The organism is Francisella persica ATCC VR-331 (genome assembly GCF_001653955.1).
GTDB lineage: Bacteria > Pseudomonadota > Gammaproteobacteria > Francisellales > Francisellaceae > Francisella > Francisella persica.
This window is the reverse complement of the sequence record NZ_CP013022.1, coordinates 1,253,947-1,278,474: the sequence shown is the minus strand read 5'-3', so window position 1 is coordinate 1,278,474 and position 24,528 is coordinate 1,253,947. Positions and strand designations below refer to the sequence as shown.

Below are 24,528 nucleotides of genomic sequence, written 5' to 3'. Positions count from 1 at the left end.
ATGGAAAATCGTGCTAATAAAAAAATTTTAGTTCTGTATACTGGTGGTACTATAGGAATGGTTAGTACTGAGCAGGGATATGATGTTAAACCAGGTTATCTTAGAGAGAAAATTGAAGGTATTAGAGATTTTTATCATTATAATATGCCGCAATTTGAGATTAAAGAGTATAGTAACCTTATAGATTCATCAAATATTAATCCTAAAAACTGGCTTTCATTAGCTATAGATATTATTAGAAATTATCAAGATTATGATGGTTTTGTAATCCTACACGGTACAGATACTCTTGCTTATACTTCTTCTGTATTATCATTTATGCTGGGGGAACTTCAAAAGCCAGTAATTGTCACAGGGTCACAAATTCCAATATCAAAGATTAGATCAGATGCAATATCAAATATTCTTAATAGTCTAATATTTGCTTGTAGTGATGATATCAAGGAAGTATGTGTGTATTTTAATCAAAAGCTAATGCGTGGTAATAGAACTACAAAAATATCAGCGACTGAGTTTGATGCTTTTGCTTCGCCAAATTATCCCACATTAGCAAGGGTTGGTATAGATATAGTTGTTAAGCAAGAAAAATTATGGCAGCGTGTAGATGCGTTTAGTAAACATAAGTTAGAAACTTTTGGTGTGCCAAAGATTGCTATTTTGAATGTCTTTCCTGGTATGGGTAATGATATTTTAGAAGCTATACTTGAACCACCACTACAAGGCTTAATCCTCAAGACTTATGGAGCTGGTAATATGATTAACGACTTAAATATACACGCGACGCTTAAAAAAGCCAATGACAGGGGCGTTGTGATAGTCAACTGTACGCAGTGTTTGTATGGTAGTGTCAGGATGGATGCTTATAAGGCTGCTAGAGGACTTATTGAAGCAGGTGTCATTTCTGGTTATGATATGACAGATGAAGCAGCATTAGGCAAACTATTTTATCTATTAAGCCAGACAAATATGATACAACAAGATGTCAAAGAAGCATTTAATGTTTCTTTACAAGGTGAAGTAACAATATAGTATAAAAAGCTAATACTAATATATAATTCAAGGAGATAAAATGAGTAATATTTCTGAGTTAATAAAAGGCAACAGAGCGTGGGCTGAAGAGATCAAAAAAACAAATCTTGAATTTTTTGAAACTTTATCAAAAGGTCAGTCTCCAGAATATCTTTGGATAGGTTGTTCAGATAGTCGTGTGCCAGCAAACCAAGTTTGTGGTCTGATTCCAGGTGAGGTTTTTGTACACCGTAATGTTGCAAATGTTGTTTCACTTACAGATTTAAACTGTTTGTCAGTGTTACAATATGCTATCGAGGTTTTAAAGGTTAAGAAAATCATAGTTTGTGGTCACTATGCTTGTGGTGGTGTTGAGACAGTAGTCAAAGATAAAAGCTATGGTCTAATAGATAACTGGCTAACATCTATTCATGAAGTAAAAGAACAAAACAAACAGTTCATCGAAGAGTCTCTATCTTGCTACAAAGATAATCAAGAAGAATATATGAAGAAAAAAGTAGATATGATGTGTGAGCTAAATGCACTTCACCAAGCTCTAAATCTTTGTAAAACTACAGTTGTCAAAAATGCGTGGGCAAAAGGTCTTAAGTTTACTATCCATGCAGCTATTTATGGTATTGGTGATGGTAAGCTATATGAGATTGGTGGTGGTGTAGGCTCAAGAGCTGAGATGGATACTACTTATATTCAAGCTATCAAAGATATCAAGTCTAGATATTGTCAGAACTAACCTTGTGTTCACTATAATTACTAACTTTATATAGAAAAAATCAAGCAAAATACTACTGAGATAGATAAGCTGATAACTGATTGGGAGTATTATTCAATAAACATCAATATATGCTGAGCATTTCTGACACCTAGTTCAGCTGCTTTCTTGTAATAATACATTGCCTTTTGTTTATTATATGGTACACCGTTTTTCTCTTCGTTATAGTATAATGAAGCTAATTTGTAGTATGCTTGACCATAGCCTTTATCTGCAGCTTCATTGAAATATTTTAGTGCTTCTTTATATTCTTTGTTATTGTAGTAGTATTCACCGGTATAGTATATTGCGTAGACATCACCAGCTTTGGCAGCTTGCTCAAGTTTGTAGAATTGCCTAAAATCACCTTTTTGGGCAAATACCTGCATTCTATGGATTTTCTCCTCATGTGTTAGTTGGATTTTTTCAGCTTTTGATTGTTTTTTGCTTTGTTGTTTTTTTGATGAGTTATGTTTTTGAGTGGCTTTTGGCTGTTTTATTGGAGTCTCTAGCTGATCATAAAGTTTAGGTAATAGCGAAGATGCTTTAGGTTTGTTGTTTTTGATTATTGTTGTCAATAAATCTTGACTGATTTTGTCTTTGTTATTGTAATAGTAGTAGACGATACCTTCGTATTTGTTATTGTTAGCTTTATTAGCAAAATCAAATCGTAGTGATGATTGATTATTTTTGAGTTTAGCTAATATTAAAAAGTCATCAATATAACTATTATCTAAATTATTGTATGTTTTTATAAAGTTTGTATCAACTTCGACCTCAAGAATATCTTTATAGAATTGCTGCAGATGACCTCTATTAGCATTAAAAAGGTTTATATATATCAAACCATTTAGATTGTTAAATTTTTGCTTAGGTATTGATAGTCCAACTTCTTTCTTTTGTTTAATTTGATTAAGTTTTTTGGCTTGTTCAATTAGCTTTTTGCGTTGTTGCATCTGAATTTTTATTTGCTGTTGTCTTTGCTCTTCAAGTTTTTCAAAACGCTGTTGCTTTACGCGATTTTCAACATCGACAATTTCTTTCTTAGCAAGTTCTGATACCTTAGGGTTAGAGCTGTATAATAATGTTTGCCATAGCATTAGTGCTTTATAGTTATCACCAGCTTGGGTAAAATCACGCGCTTGAACAATTATAGCTGGTTCATAACCCTCAGCTGCAGCAGTCATAAGATATTTATTTGCCATTAATGAGTCATCGTTAGCGATAATACTGCCATCTTTGTAGCCTAGGTATATATCATACAATATTTCTGGCTCAACTACCGAAATCATATGGTTGTTAGAATTAATAAGATTAGCTAATGCTATTACAGAATCTTTGTAACCAAGATCATATGATTTCTTAAAATATTGTATGGCTTTTTTATTGCTTTTATTAACACCTAAACTATCTCTATACAAAGTGGCTATTTGAAAAAAAGCTCTTGGATAATTTGCGTTAGCTGCTTTTTTATAGTTTTTGTAAGCATTATAGTAATTTTTCTCTGTGCCTAAACCATATTGGTAAATATAGCCTAGATAAAAGTAGTCTTTAGCTGTGGATTGATCTTTTTTAGCAAGTCCTTTGAGAATTTCAAAAGCGTTTTTATAGCCATTTTTGTTTTGGTTTTGGATATCTGCAAGAGCTATTGTATAGCGCTCTAAAAAAAACTGATGTCTATAGCTTAGGTAATTATTGATACCAAAAATACAACTACCAATCACAGAGACTGAAACTAAAGCTTTAATAATATTTTTTTTAGTAAGCGCTATAGGGCCCATTTTCTTTGGTTGTTTAGGTATATTCTCTTGTTCAGACATAAACAAATATTTTTTTAATAAGATATTTACTTATATTATATAATAGCTTTAGCTTAGATTTAAGCCAATTAGAAATTTTATTATAGTTGTTGTTGCTCTAGTAGCATTTGCTCTTTCTCAGCTTGGGCAGTTTGTGGATCTTCTAATGATACCTTACCAAAGTGCCCAGCACGGTAATCATGGACTATATTCTTAACAGCTTGTTTGATATTTGAATTAGTTTTAGCAGTTGAGATATCTTTGAGTATTTCTTGAGGGTGTTTTTCTAAAAAATCTTTTTGGCTAATGAAGTTATAGCGAGCTAAGAAGTTTTTTGTATTTTTTTCTCTAAAAAAATTTAGTAGATAACAAGCTGTACCTTCATAATCCATCGCAGTGTCACGGATAGAGCCAATAGATGCAATTCTAAAAGCGCTAATTTCACTTTTAGGACTAGGAAACATAATACCTGGAGTGTCAAAAATCATAAAAGTTTTGCTAATATCGATACGTTGCTGTAGTTTTGTCACAGCTGGCTCATTACCTGTCTTAGCTACTTTACGACCTGCTAGTTTATTTATAATTGTGGATTTACCTACATTAGGTATCCCAAAGATAATTGCTCTAATAGGTTTTAGCACTGTGCCTCTATGTGAACATTTTTTTTGCGCTAAATCAATAATTCTTTTGACAATATTTTTATCCTCTAGGGTATTTACCGCGATAGCGCTACCTTTATAGAAATCTAGCCACTGTTTGGTAGTTGTAGTATCTGCTAGATCGTTTTTTGATAGAATTTTTATAATCGGTTTGTCATCAACAATTTGCTCTAAAACATGATTACTACTAGAGTCTGGTATGCGTGCATCAACTATCTCAATAGCAATATCAATCGAAGGCATTTTTTTGCGAAATTCTTTAGTAGCTTTGTGCATATGCCCAGGAAACCAATGTAACATTGTAGATAAAAGTTATAAATTTGGTTAATATAGGAAAAGATTTTACCGATTAGGGCTAATATATGCAAAGCTATATTCTAAAAGGTGGCAAAATTTATGCCCAAAATGATTTTGAGGCTAAGGATATTGTTGTTAAAGATAATGTTATCAGTGCTATAGTTGATGATGCTAAGGCAGAAGCTTTTAATTTACCTATCATTGAGCTAAGAGGTGATGATTATGTGATACCTGGTTTTATCGATATCCATATCCATGGTTCAAAAGGAACTGATGTAATGGATGGTGATGTTGATGTCTTAGCAGTAATCTCTAAATCATTATATACTCAAGGAGTAACTAGTTATCTAGCAACTACAATGACAGCAGCAAATGATCAAATACTCAAAACAATGCATGCTATCAAGGATTATAATTCTCAAGTTCACATTGATAGTGCAAAAATTGTTGGTGTCCATCTTGAGGGACCATTTATATCACCAGGTAAAATTGGTGCACAAAATCCAAACTATCTTCAACAAGCAGATGTTACTAAAATGGCAAGTTGGCATAATGCTTGTGGTGGTTTGATCAAAAAAATTACTATTGCTCCAGAGATTGAAAATGCTAATAAGGTAATCGAGTTTTGTAATTCTAAAAATATAATTAGCTCAATAGGTCATACTAGCTGTACTATGGCTCAAGCCCTAGATGCGATAGAACAAGGTTGTTCACATGCTACACATTTATTTAATGCAATGAGTCCAATTGAGCATCGTAACCCTGGTGCTGCAACAGCTTTATTGATGTCAAAAAAAATTTTAGCAGAGTTGATAGTCGATGGTATACATCTGCATCCTGATATGGTTAAGTTTACCTATGCAATCAAGGGTAGTGATAATATTGCGCTAATCACTGATGCGATGTCTGCCCAAAGTGCTGGTGAAGGTGTTTTTGAATTAGGTGGTCAGAAAGTCATAGTCAAAGATGGTCAGGCAAGATTAGAAAACGGTGTGCTTGCAGGAAGTGTCTTGACGATGAATAAGGCATTAGAAAATGTCTTGAAATTTACAAATTGTAGTTTGCATGATGCTGTGAAAATGACAAGTACAAATCAAGCTAAGTCATTAGGACTTAAAAAAGGTCAAATCAAAATAGGCTTTGATGCTGAATTTGTAATTTTAGATAAAGATTATCAAGTTAAACAAGTTATTGGTTAGAAAATGAATTTTTTAGTATTAGATACATCAAGTAAGTATTGTTCTGTGGTTTTATCTGTAAATGGTGTAATTTATAATGATACACGTGAGATACCACGCCAACACAACAAGTATCTACTTAAAATGATACAGGGAGTTTTCGCTCAGGCAGTAGTTGACATCAAAGACTTAGATTTTATAGCTTATGGAGTTGGACCTGGTAGTTTTGTTGGTGTTAGGCTTGCTGCAGCAGTTTGTCAAGGTTTTGCTGTTGGTCTAGATATACCAGTGATTGGCTTTTCTAGTATGTTTGCCTTAGCAAAAAGTGTCATAACTAAATTTCAAAAAGTAGCTGTTATCCTAGATGCAAAGATGGATGATTTTTACCTTGGGCTTTATAATAAAGATACAGATCAGATAATCACAGAAAATGTTTATAAATTAGGTGAATATTCTCAAGATCTATATGCTGGTTATCAACTAATTGGTGAGTCTATCTCAGAACTACAATTAGAGAATAATGATTTTAAAATAGATGTTGCTAATGTAGTAGAGTATGTCTACAAGCAATATCAAAAGCAAAAATGCAATGGTACTTTAACTCAAGAAACATTCCCAGTATATCTTAGAAGTACTAGTCATTGGCAGACTAAAGATTAGTAGTTTATGTGTATGTGGCTAAATGTATCATGGTGATAAAATCAAAATTAGTGATTTACTCGTTGACCAAGAGAACTCCTTAATACATCAAAGTATTAACTCATCACAAGGAGCAGAGCTTGCACAAAGAACCATGAGTTTATAAAGATCTATTCTAGCTTAGAATAATTAAAACTTAATATCATTAGCAAAAAATATATCAAAAGCAGAAATTTTACGGTACATGTACGTGCTAGTACTATTGCGACAACTACTAGGTGTAAACTGTGATCCATTTGTATTTAAAAATCATCTATTTATGCATAATGGTTCAATCTCTGAGTTTGATGATATAAGACAAGAAATCTAACAGTTGATAAGACCACAGTATTTTAAAGCTAGATTTGGTTCTACTGATTCTAAAGTAATGTTTTTGCTATCAGTATCAAATGGTCTAAAAAATGATGCAAAATTAGCAATATTAAAATCTATTAATGGATTACAAAAATTCAGGCAAAAAATGGTCTCAAAGAAAATGTCAAAATAAGTATTGCTTACTCAAATGATGAAACTTCGTATTCGATAAAAATCTCTACCATTGGTAATGAGCTATTGTTATACTATATTAGCTATAAAGATATTATAGAAGCTCATTATTTTAAAAAGAAAAATAAATTTTAAAATAATTTTATAGTATTATTAGAGCCACTAGTGGCATTTGATTTGTGTATTTATTTAAATAATTATATTTGTATTGAAATTAGGCAAAATAGAATTTAAAGTAGAAAAGTTTATAAGGAACAAAAATGGCATTACTTAACACAAAGATTCAAAATGTTTCGACTTCACCAACTAATGCTATGGCAGCGTTAGCAAAGCAAATCAAAGATCAAGGAAATGATATAATCTCTCTTGCTATTGGAGAACCTGGTTTTAGTACCCCAGATATTATTAAAGCCGCTGGTATAGAAGCAATAAACAAAAATATTACCAAATATACAAATGTTGATGGTCTTAAAGAGCTGCGTGAAGCTATAGTAGCTCGTTATAAGCGTGAGTATGGTATTGAGTTTGCTGCAGATCAAGTCTGTGTTACATCAGGAGCTAAGCATAGTTTACATAATATTTTAAATTGTATTTTAGAATCAGGAGATGAGGCAATTTTCTTTGCACCATACTGGGTATCATATCCAGATATGATTGCGCTTACAGGAGCAAAATCAATAGCTGTAGAAACTAAGTTTGAGAATAACTTTGAAATAGATGTTACAGATTTAGAAAAACATATTACAGCAAAAACTAAAGCTATAATTATAAATTCACCTAATAATCCTACAGGTCTAATCTATTCAAAAAAATGTATCGAAGATTTAGCAAATTTACTTAGAAAGTATCCAAATATTTGGATTATTGGCGATGATATTTATGATCAACTATACTTCAAAAATAGAGTTACATTGATAACAGAAGTAGTTCCTGATTTAGCTGATAGATATGTAATTGCCAGTGGTGTGTCAAAAAACTTTGCAATGACTGGTTGGCGCGTTGGTTTTACAATAGCACCAAAGCTTTTAAATGATGCACTGAAGAAATTTCAATCGCAATCTGCTACTTGTGCTTGTTCTATATCACAATATGCTGCAATTACTGCTATGAATATGCCAGTACAAGACTTACAGTATTTTGTAGAGGCTTATAAGCAAAAAGAGCAGTTTGTCACTAAGTGTCTAAAGGCTATGCCACATATTGATGTTAAGAGTGCTGATGGTACTTTCTATCTTTTCCCAGATCTTAGAAAACTACTTGAGTACACTAATTTTAATAGTGATGTCGAGCTATGTAATGCACTTCTTACAGAAGAATATGTAGCTATTATGCCTGGTGTGGCATTTGGTTTATCAGGTTTTGCTAGAATTAGTTGTGCTAATAAAATGCCAGAGCTTGAAGAGGCTATGACTAGAATAGCTAAATTTATAAATCGACATGTTACTAAATAGTTTGCAAATCTGCATTTTTAGTCAAAATGCAATAAATATTTTCGACACCAAAGTAGATAGATGCTACAATCAATAATTATTTATCGTTGTAATTTTTTATGAAAAAATGTGGCTACATCTCAATTATAGGTAGACCTAATGTCGGTAAATCTACTTTGTTAAATAATATACTTAAGTATAAGATAAGTATTACATCACGCAAACCTCAGACAACTAGACATCAAATTACTGGTATTAAGACCGTTGATGATACGCAGTTTATCTATGTTGATACTCCTGGTATACATATCAAAGAGCCTAAAGCCATCAATAAATTTATGAATAAAGCAGCAACAATAATGGTCAAAAATGTTGATGTTATTCTATTTGTAGTTGAAATGGGTAAATGGACAGAACTAGAGGATAATATTGTCGAAAAACTAAAATATTCTCAAATTCCCATATTTTTGGTAGTTAATAAGGTTGATAAGAAAAAATTATTAGGAGTAGCAATGTTTATCAAATCTGTTAAAGAAAAGATAAGTTTTTATGATGTTATTTATGTATCTGCTAAGCATGGACATAACATCAACGAACTAGAGTCAAGAATTGAGAAACTTTTACCAGAGTCCGAGTATTTTTTCTATAAAGAAGGACAAATTACAGATAGAAGCATTAAGTTTATGGTATCTGAAATTATTCGTGAGAAGATTATGCGTACTATAGGCAATGAGGTGCCATATCAGATAACTGTAGAGATAGATAGCTATAAGGTTGATGAAGAAAAAAACATTGTCGATATGTATACTAGTATCCTTGTTGAGAGAGAAAGTCAAAAAGGTATTGTAATAGGCGCTAAAGGAACCAAGCTCAAAAAGATTGGTACAGACTCACGACTAGATATTGAAAGATTAGTTGGTATGCAAGTTAATCTCAAAACTCATGTGAAAGTCAAAAGTGGCTGGTCAGATGATGATCGAGCTTTGAAGTCACTTGGCTATGATCTAATCTAAGTATATTTTTACCTATGTAGCAACTTGAGATCAAACATCACTTTTTGTGATAGTGGAAGATAAATTTTCTCTTTAAGCTATTATCATCCCAAATTAATTAGATAGTAACTCTCTAATATTTGTAATCAATTGGTAATGAAACTGGTTTTTGGCTTATTAGAATAATACTATTATAATAAAATAGCTAGATATTTTATATGCTATACAACAAGGCTTAAACAAAAAAATAAGATTGTGGTTACATAATCATATTTTAAACGACAAAATAATACTAAGTCCTTGGCAAAGTATATTTTAATTTAGTCATTAGGCATGTTTTGACTAGTAGTTACTGAGAATATTCTTATGGTATTAAATCAATTTAAAGCTAAAATAACAAATTTTTTAGCACAGCCACAAATCATTGAAAATCAACTATTAAGATATGCAAATAAATAGATGCTAGTTTATATATTATGGTTCCTAAACTCGTATCGATTGTTAAAAATGAAGCTGAAGTCATAGAGATTATATTAAGTTAGCTAATCAATATTGATATTAAACTAACTTTTCGAACAGCAGGAACTAGTCTTTCCGGTCAAGCTGTGATTGATCAAATCTTAGTAGTATTAGCAGCAGCTGCATGATTAGATCATCAAATTATTGGTAATGGTAATAGTAAATCTTGAAGCAATTATTAATTGGTGCATAGGCAAGAAATATACAAGATTAATAGTGCTAAAATATGTGGTATTATTGCTAATAATTCAAGTAGGATGTTGTGGTACCGCAAAAAAAACTACTGTGTAACATTAGACTCAATACGAGTGATTTTTGCTGATGATAGTATTATTGATACTTCTGATGATAATAGCGTTGCTGATTTTATCAAAAAGAAGTTTACATTTTAAAATACTAGTAGCTACAGCTTAAATGCTTTCTTAGATTTTACTGATCCTATCAAGATTGTTGAAAGATTGATTATAGGTTCTGAAGTTATCACTTGTATTTATTTAGTAATGTTACGCTAAATACTTAGATTATAAGTATAAAGCCTTAAATGTTATATTATTTATGGCAATTTAGCTAAATTGATAAATCTAACGATAAAATTACAGACATTCGCGCCTTCATCTGTTGAATTACTTGATTATTTATCACTAAAATCAGTATCTGATGTAGCTGAGCTACAACCTTTTTTTTGATTAAGCTTGAGAATACTAATATAGAGTAATAATGGTTTAACTAGCTAATGATAGTCAACAAATTTTAGAAGCACAGTTAAATGCTGTAAATCAATGTATCGATACTGTATACTTTATCAAGTTGGATTTAGAATAGATGAGAAGCAAATGCAAACTCTATAGAAAACGCGTAATGGCGTGCTACTAACTATTGCAGCTTGAAGGCCTAATGTTAGCAGTGTACTAATTGAAGATATCATTGTCAATATCCTAGATTTGCCTAGTCTTATTAGTGATATCAAAAAGCTTTTTGTTAAATACAACTATACAAATACTGCCATTTTGGGGTCTGTTTTAGCTGGTAAAATTCATTTTGTCATGACTCCTAATTTTAATGATCAAAACCAGCTTATTGAGTATGATTAATTATATGCGTAAGCTCTTGCTGCACTCGTAGTAAAAAATATAATGGTTCTCTCAAAGCAGAGTAGAATGATAATGGACATAATATTTCGCCATTTGCAATAGTCGAGTGGGGTGAGAAATACTGAGATATTTATATAGCAAATTAAAAATATCTTTGATAAACAAAATATCCTAAATCCAGATGTTAAGCTTACTAATGATACAAAGTTACGTACCAAAAACATCAAAGAACTGAATAGTGTTGATGAGCAAATAGATAAATGTATGGAGTGTGGCTTCTGTGAGCCGATGTGTCCATCAAGAAACCTTAATCTTACACCATGACAATGCGCTACCACTAGTTTATATAAGATTTGTTGTCCAGTAGATATTGATACTTGAGCTTTCATCATTAGTAAAAAAGTTACTCAAGATAGACTACTAGTCAACATAGTAAAGTAATAAATATTACCAAACGAAAAGTCTAGCTAGGAAATTTAAGTGTAAATATTATCGGTAAGCGGAATCTACACAATATGGCCCAAATGTTGCATAGTAAGTTCAAATTTAAGCCAGTTTATTTAGAAGCTATGCCAAAAGTATAGAATTCTAGCTTTATTAATTCAAATATAGCTACTAAGGAAAAAGTGCTATTAATGCCTACGTGCCCAAATAAAATCTTTGCAGGCAAAAGAAAGTATCCTAAATATACTAGTTAAGTTAATGCTTGAACTTGATTTTGAAGTTAATTATCTAACTAATTTAAATAGCCAATGTTGTGGTCAAATGTACCATTCTATAGCCAACAGTACAATTATCAAAAGTTACTACAACAAAGTACCGATTATGATAACTATATTTATATCGTTACTGATAATAAGTTCTTGTGCTAATTTGGGCAAAAAATCTCAGTATCACTAGCATAAATAATTTAATTATCGATAGCTTAGAAATTTAAAGTTAACTAAGAAGTTTAGTAAAATTCATAGACTACTCTATCAGTAAACAAATATTGACAATAAATACATTACAAGCATTACATAAATGTTGTGATGATTTAGTATTAAGTATTCTATGTTGTGGCTTTGTTGGTGATAAAGGTTTTACAATAACTGAGTTAAGTACTAATAGTTTAGCTTCATTAAAACCACAAATCAAAGATTGTGAGATATGAGTTAGTTTGAATCATAGCTGCAGTTGGGCTGTCTTACTATGGTCACTTGGAGTATATATCATTTTAATAGAGTTTATTATTAGAATTTATTAGAATGTTTAGAATAGTTATTGAAGCTGATCAAAAATATCTTGAGATACTTTCTCGACAGCTTGATCGCCATTTATTTTAATATATTTTGGTATTTTACTATTAGTTGATGAGAAATTTCTGTAAAAATCGATTAACTTAGCAGTTTGATTATGATATACCGATAGTCTTTGTTTAACTGTATCCTCATTGTCATCTGTACGAGTTATTAGTGGTTCACCAGTTAAGTCATCTTTATCAGCCACTTTAGGTGGATTAAACTTGGTATGATAAGTTCTACCAGATTCTGGATGAACTCTTCTGCCAGTAATTCTCTCAATAAGTAGACTATTAGCAACGTCAATCTCAACTATATAATCAATATTAACGCCTAATTTGTCTAATTCTTGTGCTTGAGTGATAGTTCTAGGGACGCCATCTAATAAAAAACCATTGTTACAATCACCTTTTGAAATTCTATCTTTAACAATTTTTATAATAAACTCGTCTGACACTAACTCTCCAGTATTAAGAATTTTTTTAAATTCTTGACCTAGATCGCTATCTGATTTTATAGTCTCTCTTATTATGTCTCCAGTAGAGATGTGAGCTATATTGTGTTTTTCTGCAATTATCTTTGCTTGAGTCCCCTTACCAGCTCCAGGGGCACCTAAAAGTATTATACGCATTATAATAGCCCTAACGTTTTAAAACTACAGTTTACTTAATGTGGATTTAATTATAAAATAAATAGCATTATATATCTAGAAATAGAGTATCTAATTTTGAGTTATAATATAATAAGAAAAGTTTTATGATATCGTTGTTACTTGAGAAAAAACGCAAACAAGCACAAAAAACAGTTTTAGGTATTGAGTATGATAAACATTCTCTTGCTGTTGTCAAGCTTGATAAAATGGGTGAGAAATATTCATTAATCTGTTGTGATAGTTATGTTTTTCCAGCTGAAGCATATTTTGAGGGTGAATTAACAACTGAGTATATTGGTGGTTTAGTTGCTGATATCATCAAAGAAAATAAACTAGGGAGTTTTGTAAAGCTAGGGTTTACAAGTTATAATGAAATAGAAGTTGCGAAAGAACAAATTGTCTATGATAAAAGGACTCTTGAAGTAATCGAAAAAGAGGGTATACATTTTTATATTAGAGAAAATTTCCTAAAAAAGCGTTTTCCAAAAAATTATACTGATATAGCTTATGATTTCTATGAGGAGCTAGAAGAGAAAGGAACTTTAAGTATATACTATATATCTGATAGTGACAGAGTTAAGCAATTATATGCTATAGCGAATAAAGCTAAAAGGGCATTATCAGTATGTACACTTGATAAATTAGCTATTAGTAGTTTTGTTTCAGAACTTTTTTTATCAGAGATTTCTCAGTATTCTAGCGATAGTATATTTTTAGGATTATATTCGGATAAAATATCTTTACATAGTTTCACTCCGCAGGGAGAATTAAAAAACTACGAGTCTGTCAAAATATTTGATACAAATACTACTAAAGTTAGTTATGTTGATGAAGTTATACAATTGTTGCTAAGATTTATGGATTTTATGTCATTAGATTTTAGCACCAATGATTTTAATAATTTTGATCAGGTTCAAGATAATAATGTTTATATTTATGGTATCAGACAGGATTTTGAGAGTATTTTTACATCGATAAAAGAATTATCACAAAAAAGTTGCAAAATACTTGATCCATTTATAAATGTTGATATTGAGAAATATGGCAATATAGAAAAACCTTACCGCTATGTTTTGCCTATAGCAATAGCTATGAGGGAGGCATTATAGTATGAAAGATCTTAATTTTATACGCGGTAGATGGAGGAAAAAACAACTAACATACCTTGGTATAGATCTAGGCTTTATGGCTTTAGTTGCTTTTATATCAATGTTTATCCTATCGATAATATTCTCTTGGTCTAGTGAAGAGGATATGAAAGTTGAGAGCTATATACAATCACAAATCACTAAACTAAATAGTCAAGTAGCAGAATACTCTGCAGTTAAAATACAAAGAGATAAGCTACTAGACATCTCAACAGACTTGGCAAATATTAAAGCTAGTCAGTACTATATCTTACTAGGTATAGAAAAAATTTCACGCGCGATTACAGATCAACTTTATATCACTAATGTTAACTATGTATCTAGTTCTGATAAGATAATTCTCACTGGAGAAGTCAAAGATTTAAAACTCCTTTCGATATTTATGAAAAATTTAGAGATAGAGTTTAGAGTTAAAAAAGTTGAGCTTAAAAGCTTGGGATCTGAGAAGAACGGTCAAAGAAGTTTTGCTTTAGAATTTAAGTTTGGAGAAGGTAATGTATTTAAGGGGAGAGTGTTAAATGATAGATAAAATACAAAGATTTTTATCTAGTAAGCATATAAATAAAGTTATAAATGCACCCCTAAAAATTAGAGTACCAGTAATGATTGTGGTATTTGTATTATTTGTGTTTGTTTTTTATGGTTTGTTGGTAAGTCCAGTTCTTTCAAAAGCTAATCAAAGACAAAATCACATTCAGTCAATGGAGACACAGATTCCAATGCTTGTAAAAAAAGAAAAAGATTTAGCAGCATTAAAAGAGCAAGTAAAAACGTTAGAGCAGTACAATACTGAAGAAAAATTTAGTATTCCTGAGCGTCATTCGGTACCAATCTTTTTATCTGCACTTAATGAAGTTATTAGTAATTCTGGCATAACGATTATAGACTTATCGCCAGATGGAGTTGAGAAAAATAAATACTTAGACTTATATGCGTTAGATTTCAAGGCAAAGCTATCTGGTAACTTCTCGCAATTAATTAAGCTATTCGTTGCTTTAATTGATATAAAGGATATTGCTGTAATTACAAATATAAACATTAAAAAAGAGTCTGATGATAAATTAGTTACAGAACTGAACTTACAGACCTATTCGCGTCAGGGAGTGGGAGCTTAGTTTAGATGATAAAATATCAAAGATTAAAAAAAATACTTCTTATAGTTTTGATTGGTGGTTATAATTTAGGCTTTGCTAGCTACGAGTCGAGAATAAATGAGATAAACCAGCTAATTCAGAAGAATATGAAAAGTATTAAAAGCACAGAAAAGCTTGATATTCCTGAGTATAAGGGTGATACATTAACTTTTGAAAGACTATCAAAAATTAGGAATGTTTTTAATATGGATCACTATCTACCATTTGAAAAGAAAGTGCCAATTATTAGATCTCAACAAAATAAAAATATTGTTAAGTTAAAACCAATTGTAGTACCTCCTGAATTACAAAAGATTATGGATGCTAAAGCTACTAATTTACAGCACTATCCATTAGATTCTTTTAAGTTTAAGGGAGTTGTTTATCAGAATAAACAAAAATGGGGTATTGTTGAAAGCTCGATGGAAAATAAGCCAATGTACCTAAAAAAAGGTGAGCTAGTTGGTCAAAATTATGGTCAAATTGAAGAAGTTACAAAAGAAGGTATTGTTGTAGATGAGTGGAAGAAAAATAACCAAAAAAGAATCTGGGAAAAGATTCAAACGGTTATACATTAGTAAGGTAAAGTGATGTTTTTTGCAAGAAAGAATTTATTAGCTGTTCTAACAATTTTAGGTGGTTTTCTAGGTTATGATCTCTCACTAGCTGATATTAAAAAAGCTCAAATATATAATCAGTCGCATGGTTCGGAACAGCCTGAAGCAAAAATTGTTGGAAGAGAAGAAAATAAAGATAAAACTATTGATAAACATATTAAAGATCTTGAGTTTCATCGTAGTTTAAATGGTGGCGCTGTATTTGAAGTTGCTTTTGAGGAGAACATAAATAATTTCTTAGGCTATAAAACTAAGCTATCACAAGATGGTTATACACTAACAATAACTTTTGATAATACCACTATATCTGATAAGTGGATTAGTAATATTGATACTAAAGTTTTTAATACGATAGTTGACTCTATCAAGATTTTCAAGGATGGAGGTAATGTAGTCTTTGTAATTCATTCTCTTGATAGAATTTCTCTAAGTGATTTTAAAGAGGGTAATGTATTTAAGTTTAAGATTGATAGACGCAATAGTTGTATTGAGGGATTTAATGTTAATGAGACAATTTCAATATCTTTCAAGGATGCCCCAGTACAGACGGTGTTACAAGTATTATCTGAATTTGCAGGTTTAAATCTCGTAGTTAGTAGTAGTGTGCGCGGTAATATTTCTATTGACCTAAAAAATGTGCCTTGGAATGAGGTAATGAATATTGTTTTAGTTAGTAAAGGCTTAGCTACGAAAAAAATGAGTAGTATATTGTATGTAGCCACTGCAGCTGAAATCGCTGCTCAAGAGCAGTTAGAGTTACAAACAAAACGCTCATTAGAGAATAATGCTACTTTAGTGACTGAATTTATACCGCTAAATTATACTACTGCTCAAGCTGCACAAACAGTTATCACTTCGATGGCAAAACAAAATGGTGGTATTATGTCACCTCGAGGCAATATTACCTCTGATGCACGGACAAATACTTTAATAGTAATAGATACCGAAGAAAAGCTACCGCGTATAAGAGAGGTTGTCAATGAAATTGATATACCAAATGATCAGGTTTTGATAGAAGCTAGAATCGTCGAGATACTTAGAACAAGTAAGCTTGAGCTAGGTTTTAACTATGGAGTTAGTGATCCAGCTGGAAGAGTTAATGTAGGTTTGGATACTTTTAATAGTGGTGCTACACCAACACCGGGATCAACGCCGGGCCCATTTATTGGTACTACTGCGGAGCTTGCATACACTTTAGCTGGTGGAGTTAAGTTGAGTATGGAAATTAAAGCTCTTGAAAGTGAATCTCTAGCAAATGAGGTGGCATCACCACACTTAGTGGTTGCAAATAATCAAGTAGCTTTTATTAAAGATGGTTCTGATGTTCCATATAACCAAGCAACAGCTTCTGGTGCTGCTGCAATTGCTTTTCAAGAGGCAGTTTTAGAACTACAAGTAACTCCGCAAATTGCTCCAGATGGTAAAATTATTATGGATATCCTTGTTACTAAAAACTCAGTAGGTGCTTCTCCTGGTAAAACTCCTGATGGTGGTGATTTACCACCGATTATCAAAAAGAGAGAGATAACTACAAAAGTTATGACAAAAGATGGAGATACAGTGGTAATAGGTGGTATATATCAAAAAGTTCAAAAAGAAGAGCGTAATAAAATTCCACTGTTAGGAGATATTCCTTATTTAGGTTATTTATTTAGCTATATAAGAATCCAGGATCAAGATTCGGAACTTTTAATTTTTATAACTCCAAAAATCATTCAGTCACGTGTTCAAAAATGATAGCAGATAATAGTTGCAAAAGTATTAATATTTAGGTATCGTATAGCCTATAATTTTTATGTACGAGGGGTGATTAGTAACAAACTATCACAGTGTATAATTAACTTACAATTTTGAGTCAAAAATGATAAGAACAAAAAATATTTTCTTAATTGGTCCAGTGGGTGCTGGAAAATCTACTATTGGTAAGCAGTTAGCAAAACAGTTAAAATTAGAATTTATCGATTCTGATAATGTTATTGAAAAAAAATGTGGTGTTGATATTAATTGGATCTTTGATTTAGAGGGCGAAGAAGGTTTTAGAAAGCGTGAAAGAGAAGTTATTGCTGAGATTTTAGTTGAAAAGCAAAATATAGTTTTAGCTACAGGTGGTGGTGCTATACTTGATCCAGATACTAGGTCATTATTGTCATCACGAGGTAAGGTTGTATACCTTGAGGCGACTATTGAGCAACAACTTGAGAGAACTTCTAAAGATACGAAAAGACCACTGTTAAGAGTTGATGATAAAAGACCAGTTCTTGAGAAACTTATGATAGAGAGAGAACCACTGTACAGAAGTATCGCTGATGTGGTTGTAGAAACTAATGGTGCAACAGTTAAAAATATTGTCAATAAAATATCGACATTCTTAGTAGAAGAAACTATTCTGTGATCAATAAGTTATTAGTAAACCCTACTTTTAGTGCTAGTTATTATATTATTATTGAATCATCGCTAGATTTTTCGCATATTCTTAAATATGTTGTTAACAAACAAGTTTTGGTTGTTACAAATACTACAGTAGAAAGTTTATATTTGACTAGACTTTTGGTGGCTTTATCAGGTAATCTAAATGTTAAAACTTGTATTTTAGGTGATGGTGAGCAATATAAATCACAACAAAGTTTAGATAAAATACTGTCAACTTTATTAGAGAACCAGTTTACGCGTAACTCAACTGTCTTAATTGCTTTGGGTGGTGGAATAATAGGTGATATTACAGGCTTTGCTGCTGCTATATATCAGCGCGGTGTCGATTTTGTCCAAATACCGACAACATTGCTTTCACAAGTTGACTCATCAGTAGGTGGTAAGACTGCTATAAATCATCAGCTTGGTAAAAATATGATAGGTGCTTTTTATCAACCTAAACTTGTTTATACCTCTGTAGAGTTTTATAAAACTTTGCCACAACGCGAATACATTGCTGGTATGGCTGAGGTTGTCAAATATGCTTTTATGTCAAAAAAATTTTATCTTTGGCTTGACTCAAATAGAGACAAAATATTGGCAAAAGATAATGCTACTTTGATAGAGATGGTAAAAAGAAGCTGTCAGGTTAAGGCTCAAGTTATTGCTGCGGATGAAAAAGAGATAACAGGAGCTAGAGCTATTCTAAACTTTGGCCATACATTTGGTCATGCTATAGAGAAGTGTCAAAATTACCTTGGTCTAAAGCATGGTGAAGCTGTGGGTATCGGTATGACTCAAGCTATTGATTTTTCTCACTTTTTATCGATGATAACTTCACAACAAGCTGAAGCGTTTAAAGACTTTATTTGTAGTTTTAATATATCTATAGAGTTTCCTAATGATATTTATAAATCTGAATATCTAAATGCAATGCTGATAGATAAAAAAAATAGTAACAATCAATTAAAGTTTATTTTGATTAGTGATATAGGAAAATTAAAATTAATAACAAAGTCTAAAAGTGATTTAGAAAACTTTCTAGAGCTGAAATTTAACTAATTCAAAATCTTTTAGCAATATTGATTTTGGTCTGTAGATTAGATTTATATTAGCTGTGAGTTGCTTTAGACTTTGGATTTATAGGATTTACAATAATCTAAGTTGTATAAAATTTTTGAACTAAGGTTTAAATATTGCAGAAAGCAAATATTATTTTTTTAGGCTAATAATATTGTTGATTTAGCTTTTATTATCAATTAATTTGCAAGTAGCTTTTTTTAGTTCATTTCTATAGTAGTCTAGATTCTTTGCAGATTCAACTTTTAGATCTTTTATTTGTTGATTTAGAAAAGTGATTTGGCTTTCTAAACTTTCTTTTAGATCAGATATTCGTTGTTTAGCTTGCTCTTGGACAAGGTCACAATATGACTTAGCATCTTTAGCTAATCTTTCAGCGGTTTCGCGACGAATGCTTTCTTTAACTAAAGCAGAATATAATTTTTTTATTTTGATGTCATCATCAGACTCATTAAGAAGCGTTGACCATTCATCTGAGATGTTGCTGAATAAATCTAGCTCATCAATATCTTGAAGTATTTTTATAACATTTTGACTAATAGCCATTAGATTTTTAATCCTTATAATATTTAATTTGTTTGAAAAAATTATTTTGGATAAGCAATAGTGTTATGAATAAACCTATAAATTCTAATGCAAATGGTACCAGATTGTTTAGCTAATTAAAAGAGTATTTTTTCAAATATTTATATAAGTATATTGGTTGTATTAAGTGTATAGTATAAACTAATGTAATTCCTATATTTGTGTAGTTATTAATATGTTAACAAAGAACGGTAATATTATGTTTAGTTCTATTGATAAAATCAAGTACTCTGCACGTAGGGGTATGCTAGAGCTTGATATAATTTTAGAGCCATATTTAAATAATTGTTATATGAACGAGGATCTTTCTAGTAAAAAACTTTTTGCTGAGTTTTTAAATAGTGAAGATATTAATATGTTTAATTGGCTTTTTAAAGGAGTTACTCCACCACAAAAATATCAACAGCTCATAGACAAAATTATTAAAGAAAAGAAAAAATTTAATCAAAATAAATTGAAGTAGATAAAAAAGGTGTTGTATGAATGACTTATTAAATCACTCAGGAGAATATCCTATTTCTAAAGAAATAATGAATATATCTAAATATTGGCTTATTGATGAAAAAGAAGCGATGGCAAAGCTTGTTGAAAAAGCTCATATGTCAAGTGTTCAAAAAGCACAAGTTAGAGAAAGAGCTTATGGCTTAGTAGAAAAAGTCAGAAAGTGTAGGCTCAAAAAATCTGGTATTGATGCTTTTATGATCGAGTATGATTTATCTTCAGAAGAAGGAATAGTACTGATGTGTTTAGCTGAGGCACTTTTAAGAGTACCTGATAAATATACTATTGATCTACTTATCAAAGACAAACTTACAAGTGCTGTATGGAAAAGTCATTTTGGTATGGAAAAACACTTATTTGTTAATGCCGCAACATGGAGCTTAATGCTAACTGGTAAAATTCTCAAAGATCAACATCGCTCTTATAGAAAAGTTTTTCAAAACTTTCTTAAGAAAACTAGTGAGCCTGTGATTCGTCAAGTGATGAAGCAAGCGATAAAAATCGTTGGTAAGCAATATGTACTTGGTGAAACTATCGAGGAAGCTCTCAAGGTATCACAAGCTAAAGTGGTTAGAGGCTATAGTTACTCTTATGATATGCTTGGTGAAGCTGCAATGACAATGGATGATGCTGAATACTATTATAGTCAGTATCTTTATGCAATACATGAGTTAGCTAAGTATACAACAGATACAGAAATCAAAAAAAATCCAGGAATTTCTATAAAATTATCTGCTTTACATCCACGCTATGAGGTTGCAAAGCACCAAAGAATTCATACAGAGTTATATCCAAAACTACTTAAGCTTACACAATTAGCAAAAGAGTATAATGTTGGTATGAATATAGATGCCGAGGAAACAGAAAGATTACAAATATCATTAGAACTAGTAGAAAGACTAGCTCATGAACCATTGTTAGAAGGATTTAATGGAATTGGTATCGTTGTTCAGGCATATCAAAAAAGAGCTCTTTATGTATTAGACTATCTAGCAAAACTTGCTAAAAAAACTAATAGAAGATTTATGATTCGCCTAGTTAAGGGTGCATACTGGGATACTGAGATTAAGCATGCTCAAGAGCAAGGTTTGGCAGGTTATCCAGTATTTACGCGTAAATATCATACAGATGTGTCATATCAAGCTTGTGTTAAACAGCTTTTTGAGAATCAACAATATATTTATCCTCAGTTTGCAACTCATAATGCTCAAACTGTAGCTGTAGTGTTTGAGTTAGCTAATGGCAATAGAGATTTTGAGTTTCAGTGTTTACATGGTATGGGTGATCCTCTATATGACAATATCGTCGGTAAAGAAGGCTATGAAGATATTCCATGTAGAATATACGCTCCAGTTGGTGGACATAGGCATCTTTTAGCATATTTAGTAAGAAGATTACTAGAAAATGGAGCTAATAGTTCTTTTGTTAATAGAATTGTAGATGAGAATTTACCGATTGAAGAGTTAATAGAAGATCCTGTCAAAAAAGCTATTGATCATGGCTGTGGTCAGCATCCTAATATAACTTACCCAAAAGATATAGTTGCACCAAGGTTAAATTCAAAAGGTCATAATACTAATGATTTTGCTATTTTGGCTGATATGTACAAACAAATAGAAAAATATACGCTTAAAAATACATATAAAGCAAAACCTATAGTTTCTAGCATTGAGCTTGATAAAACAATAGCTGAAAATGTTATAAATCCAAATACTAATGAAGTCATTGGTAGCGTAATTAATGCTGATGCTAAGATTGCTAAAAGAGCACTAAAAAATGCTCAAAGTGCTTTTGAGGATTGGAGTAATACACCAGCGGCAAAAAGAGCTGATATTTTAGAGAAATTTGCGGATCTTTTAGAAGAAAATACCAATAAATTTATTGCTATAGCAATGATTGAGGCTGGTAAGACTTTAACTAATGCTATAGATGAGGTTAGAGAGGCTGTAGATTTTTGTCGCTATTATGCAGCACAAGCTAGAAAAGAATTTAATGGTCCTATTGAATTACCAGCTTTATCTGATCACCTTAAGCAGATAGAGTTTACCGGTCGTGGAGCTATGGTGTGTATTAGCCCTTGGAACTTTCCATTAGCAATATTCTTGGGGCAGATTACTGCTGGTTTAGCAGCTGGTAATACAGTAGTTGCTAAACCAGCTGAACAGACTCCAATAATTGCTTACAAAGCAGTTAAGCTTTTATTTAAAGCTGGTTTACCTAAGAATGTTTTACAATTTACACCTGGTGATGGTATAACAGTTGGTAGTGCTCTAGTGAAGGATCCAGTATGTAAGGGTGTGATTTTTACAGGCTCTATAGAAGTTGCAGCTATTATAAACCAGACTTTAGCAAATAAATCTAGTGAAATAGTGCCATTTATTGCCGAGACAGGTGGACAAAATACTATGATTGTTGATTCATCATCACTTCCTGAGCAGGTTACAGCGGATGTAATACGCTCAGCTTTTGATAGTGCGGGACAACGCTGCTCGGCATTGCGTATTTTATGTCTTCAGGAAGATATTGCTGATAATTATATCAAGATGATAGTTGGTGCAATGAAAGAGCTTAAAATAGGCGATTCTAAGTATATTGATACTGATGTTGGTCCTGTAATTGATAAAGAGGCTGCATATAATCTAAATGCCTATATTGAAGAGAAAAAAAGCCAGTTTAAGCTTATATATCAAGTTCAGCCTAATCAAGATACACAAAAGGGTACATTCGTGATGCCTACTGCTTTTGAGATAAATAAAATATCTGACTTAGGTAGAGAGCAATTTGGTCCAATTTTACATATTTTGCGTTTTAAGGCTAATCAACTAAATAAACTTATCAAAGATATTAATGCTACAGGATATGGTCTAACAGCTGGTGTGCATAGTAGAATTAATGAAGTAATGAATTATGTCAAAAACAACATCAAAGCTGGTAATGTTTATGTAAATAGAAATATTGTTGGGGCTGTAGTTGGTGTTCAGCCATTTGGTGGTCAAGGTAAATCTGGAACAGGCCCTAAAGCTGGTGGTCCTTATTATATGCATCGTTTAGCTAATGAAAAATGTTTAGGAATTGGGGCTGTTGAAGAGATTTATAATCCTGAAAAAATAGCTGAAGATGAAAAGCAGACTAGCAAGCTTATTAAATCTAAATATATTATTACAAACATTGTTGCTGGTGAAAAAGCTAAAAAAGATAAATATACTAATCTTAAAGCAGCTAATGGTAAAACGATTGGTAAGAAATATATAGCCTCTGTAAATACAGTAGATACTACTATAGAAATTGCTAGTAAAGAGGCAGAGTTATGGAGTAATGTTAATGCTGAACAAAGAACTACTATTATTGAGAAGTTTTTGGAACTATTAAAGAAAGAGCGTTACCTGATAGCTTCATGTCTTGTCGTAGAGTCGAATGTTTCGGTAGAAGATGCACATACTCAAATAGATAAAACTATTCATCAGGTGGCATATTACTGTCTTCAAGCTAAAAAAGAGTTTATTCACCCACAACTTTTACCTGGACCTACAGGTGAGATTAATGAGTTAAGCTTAAAAGGTCGTGGTGTTGTAGTAAGTATGTGTTCAAGTTCTGATTTACTAATTAGATTTGTTGGTCAGACAACTGCTGCTTTATTGGCAGGTAATACTGTAGTAGCTAAGCCAGCATATACTGGTAATTTAACTGCTTATAATATTGTTAAATTAATGCTAAAAGCAGGGATTAACCCTAAGGTGATTCATCTAGTCTTATCAGATGATGAGGAGATAACATCAGCATTGTTATTTAACAGTAAAGTTGTACTAGTTGCTTTTTCTGGTAGTATCTCTGCGGTTAAACAAGTTCACCAAGCTTTAGCATTGCGCAAAGGTGCTATTATACCTTTTGTTGCTGAGAGTGTTGCTAAAGATGGTAAGTGTACAAGCTTATCTATGGAAACAGCTTCACCATTATATTTACGCAGATTTGTCGTTGAAAAAACTGTAAGTGTTGACACAACTGCCTCTGGTGGTAATGCTTCTTTAATGAGTCTAGAAGAATAAATAATATTGCAAAATATCTCTGCTTTCATCTAATTTTTAAAAATAATATAAGGAAAAAAATGAGTAATGTATCTTGCTAAAAAGATGTAACTGTTTAGTACTGTTCTTATTAGTGATGCCTTAGTGGTTGTCTCAGGCTGGCTCTTTGGTACG

Annotated in this window: 23 protein-coding genes and 1 pseudogene; 20 read left to right on the top strand and 4 right to left on the bottom strand. The window is 31.6% G+C overall.

Going from position 1 to position 24,528, the window contains the following annotated elements; all coding sequences use genetic code 11:
- Both ansA and FSC845_RS05625 read left to right on the top strand, forming a co-directional pair.
- On the top strand, nt 1-1,029 hold the full coding sequence (ansA, locus tag FSC845_RS05630) for an asparaginase (protein WP_064461072.1): 1,029 nt from the start codon (nt 1-3) through the stop codon (nt 1,027-1,029).
- 40 nt (nt 1,030-1,069) lie between these two features.
- The gene (locus tag FSC845_RS05625; protein WP_064461071.1) at nt 1,070-1,759 is read left to right on the top strand and encodes a carbonic anhydrase; all 690 of its coding nucleotides are present in this window, start codon (nt 1,070-1,072) and stop codon (nt 1,757-1,759) included.
- Between the two features lie 89 nt (nt 1,760-1,848).
- On the opposite strand, the gene FSC845_RS05620 is transcribed toward FSC845_RS05625, so the two are convergent.
- Both FSC845_RS05620 and ylqF read right to left on the bottom strand, forming a co-directional pair.
- Entirely contained in the window at nt 1,849-3,597 is a 1,749-nt protein-coding gene (locus FSC845_RS05620; RefSeq protein WP_064461070.1) for a tetratricopeptide repeat protein, read from the bottom strand.
- 80 nt (nt 3,598-3,677) lie between these two features.
- Complete coding sequence (gene ylqF, locus FSC845_RS05615) at nt 3,678-4,535, bottom strand: ribosome biogenesis GTPase YlqF (protein ID WP_064461069.1); 858 nt, start codon at nt 4,533-4,535, stop codon at nt 3,678-3,680.
- 62 nt (nt 4,536-4,597) lie between these two features.
- On the opposite strand from ylqF, the gene nagA reads away from it, so the two are divergent.
- The 9 genes and pseudogenes from nagA to FSC845_RS09020 all read left to right on the top strand — a co-directional run bounded on the left by nagA (nt 4,598) and on the right by FSC845_RS09020 (nt 12,080).
- Nucleotides 4,598-5,731, top strand: a complete 1,134-nt coding sequence (nagA, locus tag FSC845_RS05610) for an N-acetylglucosamine-6-phosphate deacetylase (protein ID WP_064461068.1) — start codon at nt 4,598-4,600, stop codon at nt 5,729-5,731.
- Nucleotides 5,732-5,734: 3 nt separating this feature from the next.
- Nucleotides 5,735-6,370 carry a tRNA (adenosine(37)-N6)-threonylcarbamoyltransferase complex dimerization subunit type 1 TsaB gene (gene tsaB / locus FSC845_RS05605; RefSeq protein WP_064461067.1) on the top strand — a complete coding sequence of 212 codons (636 nt, stop codon included), beginning with the start codon at nt 5,735-5,737 and terminating at the stop codon, nt 6,368-6,370.
- A gap of 6 nt (nt 6,371-6,376) precedes the next feature.
- Nucleotides 6,377-7,169 (top strand): annotated as a pseudogene (locus FSC845_RS05600) (class II glutamine amidotransferase).
- Entirely contained in the window at nt 7,156-8,346 is a 1,191-nt protein-coding gene (locus tag FSC845_RS05595) for a pyridoxal phosphate-dependent aminotransferase (protein ID WP_064461066.1), read from the top strand. Before FSC845_RS05600 ends, FSC845_RS05595 begins: the two are co-directional and overlap by 14 nt.
- Before the next feature lie 98 nt (nt 8,347-8,444).
- Nucleotides 8,445-9,338 carry a GTPase Era gene (gene era / locus FSC845_RS05590; protein WP_064461065.1) on the top strand — a complete coding sequence of 298 codons (894 nt, stop codon included), beginning with the start codon at nt 8,445-8,447 and terminating at the stop codon, nt 9,336-9,338.
- Between the two features lie 680 nt (nt 9,339-10,018).
- Nucleotides 10,019-10,228 carry a hypothetical protein gene (locus tag FSC845_RS09030; RefSeq protein WP_227806670.1) on the top strand — a complete coding sequence of 70 codons (210 nt, stop codon included), beginning with the start codon at nt 10,019-10,021 and terminating at the stop codon, nt 10,226-10,228.
- 549 nt (nt 10,229-10,777) lie between these two features.
- Nucleotides 10,778-10,927 (top strand): hypothetical protein, encoded by a 150-nt coding sequence (locus tag FSC845_RS10145; RefSeq protein WP_407637678.1) that lies wholly within the window; start codon nt 10,778-10,780, stop codon nt 10,925-10,927.
- A 141-nt stretch (nt 10,928-11,068) separates the two neighbouring features.
- Nucleotides 11,069-11,251 carry a 4Fe-4S dicluster domain-containing protein gene (locus FSC845_RS09765; protein ID WP_322786753.1) on the top strand — a complete coding sequence of 61 codons (183 nt, stop codon included), beginning with the start codon at nt 11,069-11,071 and terminating at the stop codon, nt 11,249-11,251.
- 667 nt (nt 11,252-11,918) lie between these two features.
- The gene (locus tag FSC845_RS09020; RefSeq protein WP_227806669.1) at nt 11,919-12,080 is read left to right on the top strand and encodes a hypothetical protein; all 162 of its coding nucleotides are present in this window, start codon (nt 11,919-11,921) and stop codon (nt 12,078-12,080) included.
- Nucleotides 12,081-12,187: 107 nt separating this feature from the next.
- Here FSC845_RS09020 and adk read toward each other — a convergent pair whose 3' ends face one another.
- Entirely contained in the window at nt 12,188-12,838 is a 651-nt protein-coding gene (gene adk, locus FSC845_RS05580) for an adenylate kinase (RefSeq protein WP_064461064.1), read from the bottom strand.
- 125 nt (nt 12,839-12,963) lie between these two features.
- Here adk and FSC845_RS05575 point away from each other — a divergent pair, with 125 nt between their 5' ends.
- The 7 genes from FSC845_RS05575 to aroB all read left to right on the top strand — a co-directional run bounded on the left by FSC845_RS05575 (nt 12,964) and on the right by aroB (nt 19,228).
- Entirely contained in the window at nt 12,964-13,968 is a 1,005-nt protein-coding gene (locus tag FSC845_RS05575; RefSeq protein ID WP_064461063.1) for a hypothetical protein, read from the top strand.
- A gap of 1 nt (nt 13,969) precedes the next feature.
- The gene (locus tag FSC845_RS05570; RefSeq protein WP_064461062.1) at nt 13,970-14,536 is read left to right on the top strand and encodes a PilN domain-containing protein; all 567 of its coding nucleotides are present in this window, start codon (nt 13,970-13,972) and stop codon (nt 14,534-14,536) included.
- Entirely contained in the window at nt 14,526-15,122 is a 597-nt protein-coding gene (gene pilO / locus FSC845_RS05565; RefSeq protein WP_064461061.1) for a type 4a pilus biogenesis protein PilO, read from the top strand. The genes FSC845_RS05570 and pilO overlap by 11 nt, the downstream gene beginning before the upstream one ends.
- A 5-nt stretch (nt 15,123-15,127) precedes the next feature.
- Entirely contained in the window at nt 15,128-15,718 is a 591-nt protein-coding gene (locus FSC845_RS05560) for a pilus assembly protein PilP (protein ID WP_064461060.1), read from the top strand.
- Nucleotides 15,719-15,730: 12 nt separating this feature from the next.
- Nucleotides 15,731-17,494 (top strand): type IV pilus secretin PilQ family protein, encoded by a 1,764-nt coding sequence (locus FSC845_RS05555; RefSeq protein ID WP_064461059.1) that lies wholly within the window; start codon nt 15,731-15,733, stop codon nt 17,492-17,494.
- 124 nt (nt 17,495-17,618) lie between these two features.
- Nucleotides 17,619-18,149: a shikimate kinase AroK gene (gene aroK, locus FSC845_RS05550; RefSeq protein WP_064461058.1), complete on the top strand. Its 531-nt coding sequence runs from the start codon at nt 17,619-17,621 to the stop codon at nt 18,147-18,149.
- Nucleotides 18,146-19,228, top strand: a complete 1,083-nt coding sequence (gene aroB / locus FSC845_RS05545) for a 3-dehydroquinate synthase (RefSeq protein WP_064461057.1) — start codon at nt 18,146-18,148, stop codon at nt 19,226-19,228. The genes aroK and aroB overlap by 4 nt, the downstream gene beginning before the upstream one ends.
- Nucleotides 19,229-19,408: 180 nt before the next feature.
- On the opposite strand, the gene FSC845_RS05540 is transcribed toward aroB, so the two are convergent.
- On the bottom strand, nt 19,409-19,792 hold the full coding sequence (locus FSC845_RS05540) for a hypothetical protein (protein ID WP_064461056.1): 384 nt from the start codon (nt 19,790-19,792) through the stop codon (nt 19,409-19,411).
- Between the two features lie 214 nt (nt 19,793-20,006).
- On the opposite strand from FSC845_RS05540, the gene FSC845_RS05535 reads away from it, so the two are divergent.
- Both FSC845_RS05535 and putA read left to right on the top strand, forming a co-directional pair.
- Nucleotides 20,007-20,294 carry an FAD assembly factor SdhE gene (locus tag FSC845_RS05535; RefSeq protein WP_064461055.1) on the top strand — a complete coding sequence of 96 codons (288 nt, stop codon included), beginning with the start codon at nt 20,007-20,009 and terminating at the stop codon, nt 20,292-20,294.
- Nucleotides 20,295-20,310: 16 nt separating this feature from the next.
- Entirely contained in the window at nt 20,311-24,375 is a 4,065-nt protein-coding gene (putA, locus tag FSC845_RS05530; RefSeq protein ID WP_064461054.1) for a bifunctional proline dehydrogenase/L-glutamate gamma-semialdehyde dehydrogenase PutA, read from the top strand.
- The last annotated feature ends 153 nt before the right edge of the window (nt 24,376-24,528 follow it).

Coding starts and splice junctions, on each gene's coding strand:
- FSC845_RS05560 (WP_064461060.1), top strand. CDS start 15,128: ATGATAAAATATCAAAGATTAAAAAAAATACTTCTTATAGTTTTGATT.
- FSC845_RS05540 (WP_064461056.1), bottom strand. CDS start 19,792: ATGGCTATTAGTCAAAATGTTATAAAAATACTTCAAGATATTGATGAG.
- FSC845_RS05535 (WP_064461055.1), top strand. CDS start 20,007: ATGTTAACAAAGAACGGTAATATTATGTTTAGTTCTATTGATAAAATC.
- FSC845_RS05620 (WP_064461070.1), bottom strand. CDS start 3,597: ATGTCTGAACAAGAGAATATACCTAAACAACCAAAGAAAATGGGCCCT.
- FSC845_RS05595 (WP_064461066.1), top strand. CDS start 7,156: ATGGCATTACTTAACACAAAGATTCAAAATGTTTCGACTTCACCAACT.
- FSC845_RS05555 (WP_064461059.1), top strand. CDS start 15,731: ATGTTTTTTGCAAGAAAGAATTTATTAGCTGTTCTAACAATTTTAGGT.
- FSC845_RS05570 (WP_064461062.1), top strand. CDS start 13,970: ATGAAAGATCTTAATTTTATACGCGGTAGATGGAGGAAAAAACAACTA.
- FSC845_RS05575 (WP_064461063.1), top strand. CDS start 12,964: ATGATATCGTTGTTACTTGAGAAAAAACGCAAACAAGCACAAAAAACA.
- era (WP_064461065.1), top strand. CDS start 8,445: ATGAAAAAATGTGGCTACATCTCAATTATAGGTAGACCTAATGTCGGT.
- putA (WP_064461054.1), top strand. CDS start 20,311: ATGAATGACTTATTAAATCACTCAGGAGAATATCCTATTTCTAAAGAA.
- nagA (WP_064461068.1), top strand. CDS start 4,598: ATGCAAAGCTATATTCTAAAAGGTGGCAAAATTTATGCCCAAAATGAT.
- ylqF (WP_064461069.1), bottom strand. CDS start 4,535: ATGTTACATTGGTTTCCTGGGCATATGCACAAAGCTACTAAAGAATTT.
- pilO (WP_064461061.1), top strand. CDS start 14,526: ATGATAGATAAAATACAAAGATTTTTATCTAGTAAGCATATAAATAAA.
- tsaB (WP_064461067.1), top strand. CDS start 5,735: ATGAATTTTTTAGTATTAGATACATCAAGTAAGTATTGTTCTGTGGTT.
- aroK (WP_064461058.1), top strand. CDS start 17,619: ATGATAAGAACAAAAAATATTTTCTTAATTGGTCCAGTGGGTGCTGGA.
- ansA (WP_064461072.1), top strand. CDS start 1: ATGGAAAATCGTGCTAATAAAAAAATTTTAGTTCTGTATACTGGTGGT.
- FSC845_RS05625 (WP_064461071.1), top strand. CDS start 1,070: ATGAGTAATATTTCTGAGTTAATAAAAGGCAACAGAGCGTGGGCTGAA.
- adk (WP_064461064.1), bottom strand. CDS start 12,838: ATGCGTATAATACTTTTAGGTGCCCCTGGAGCTGGTAAGGGGACTCAA.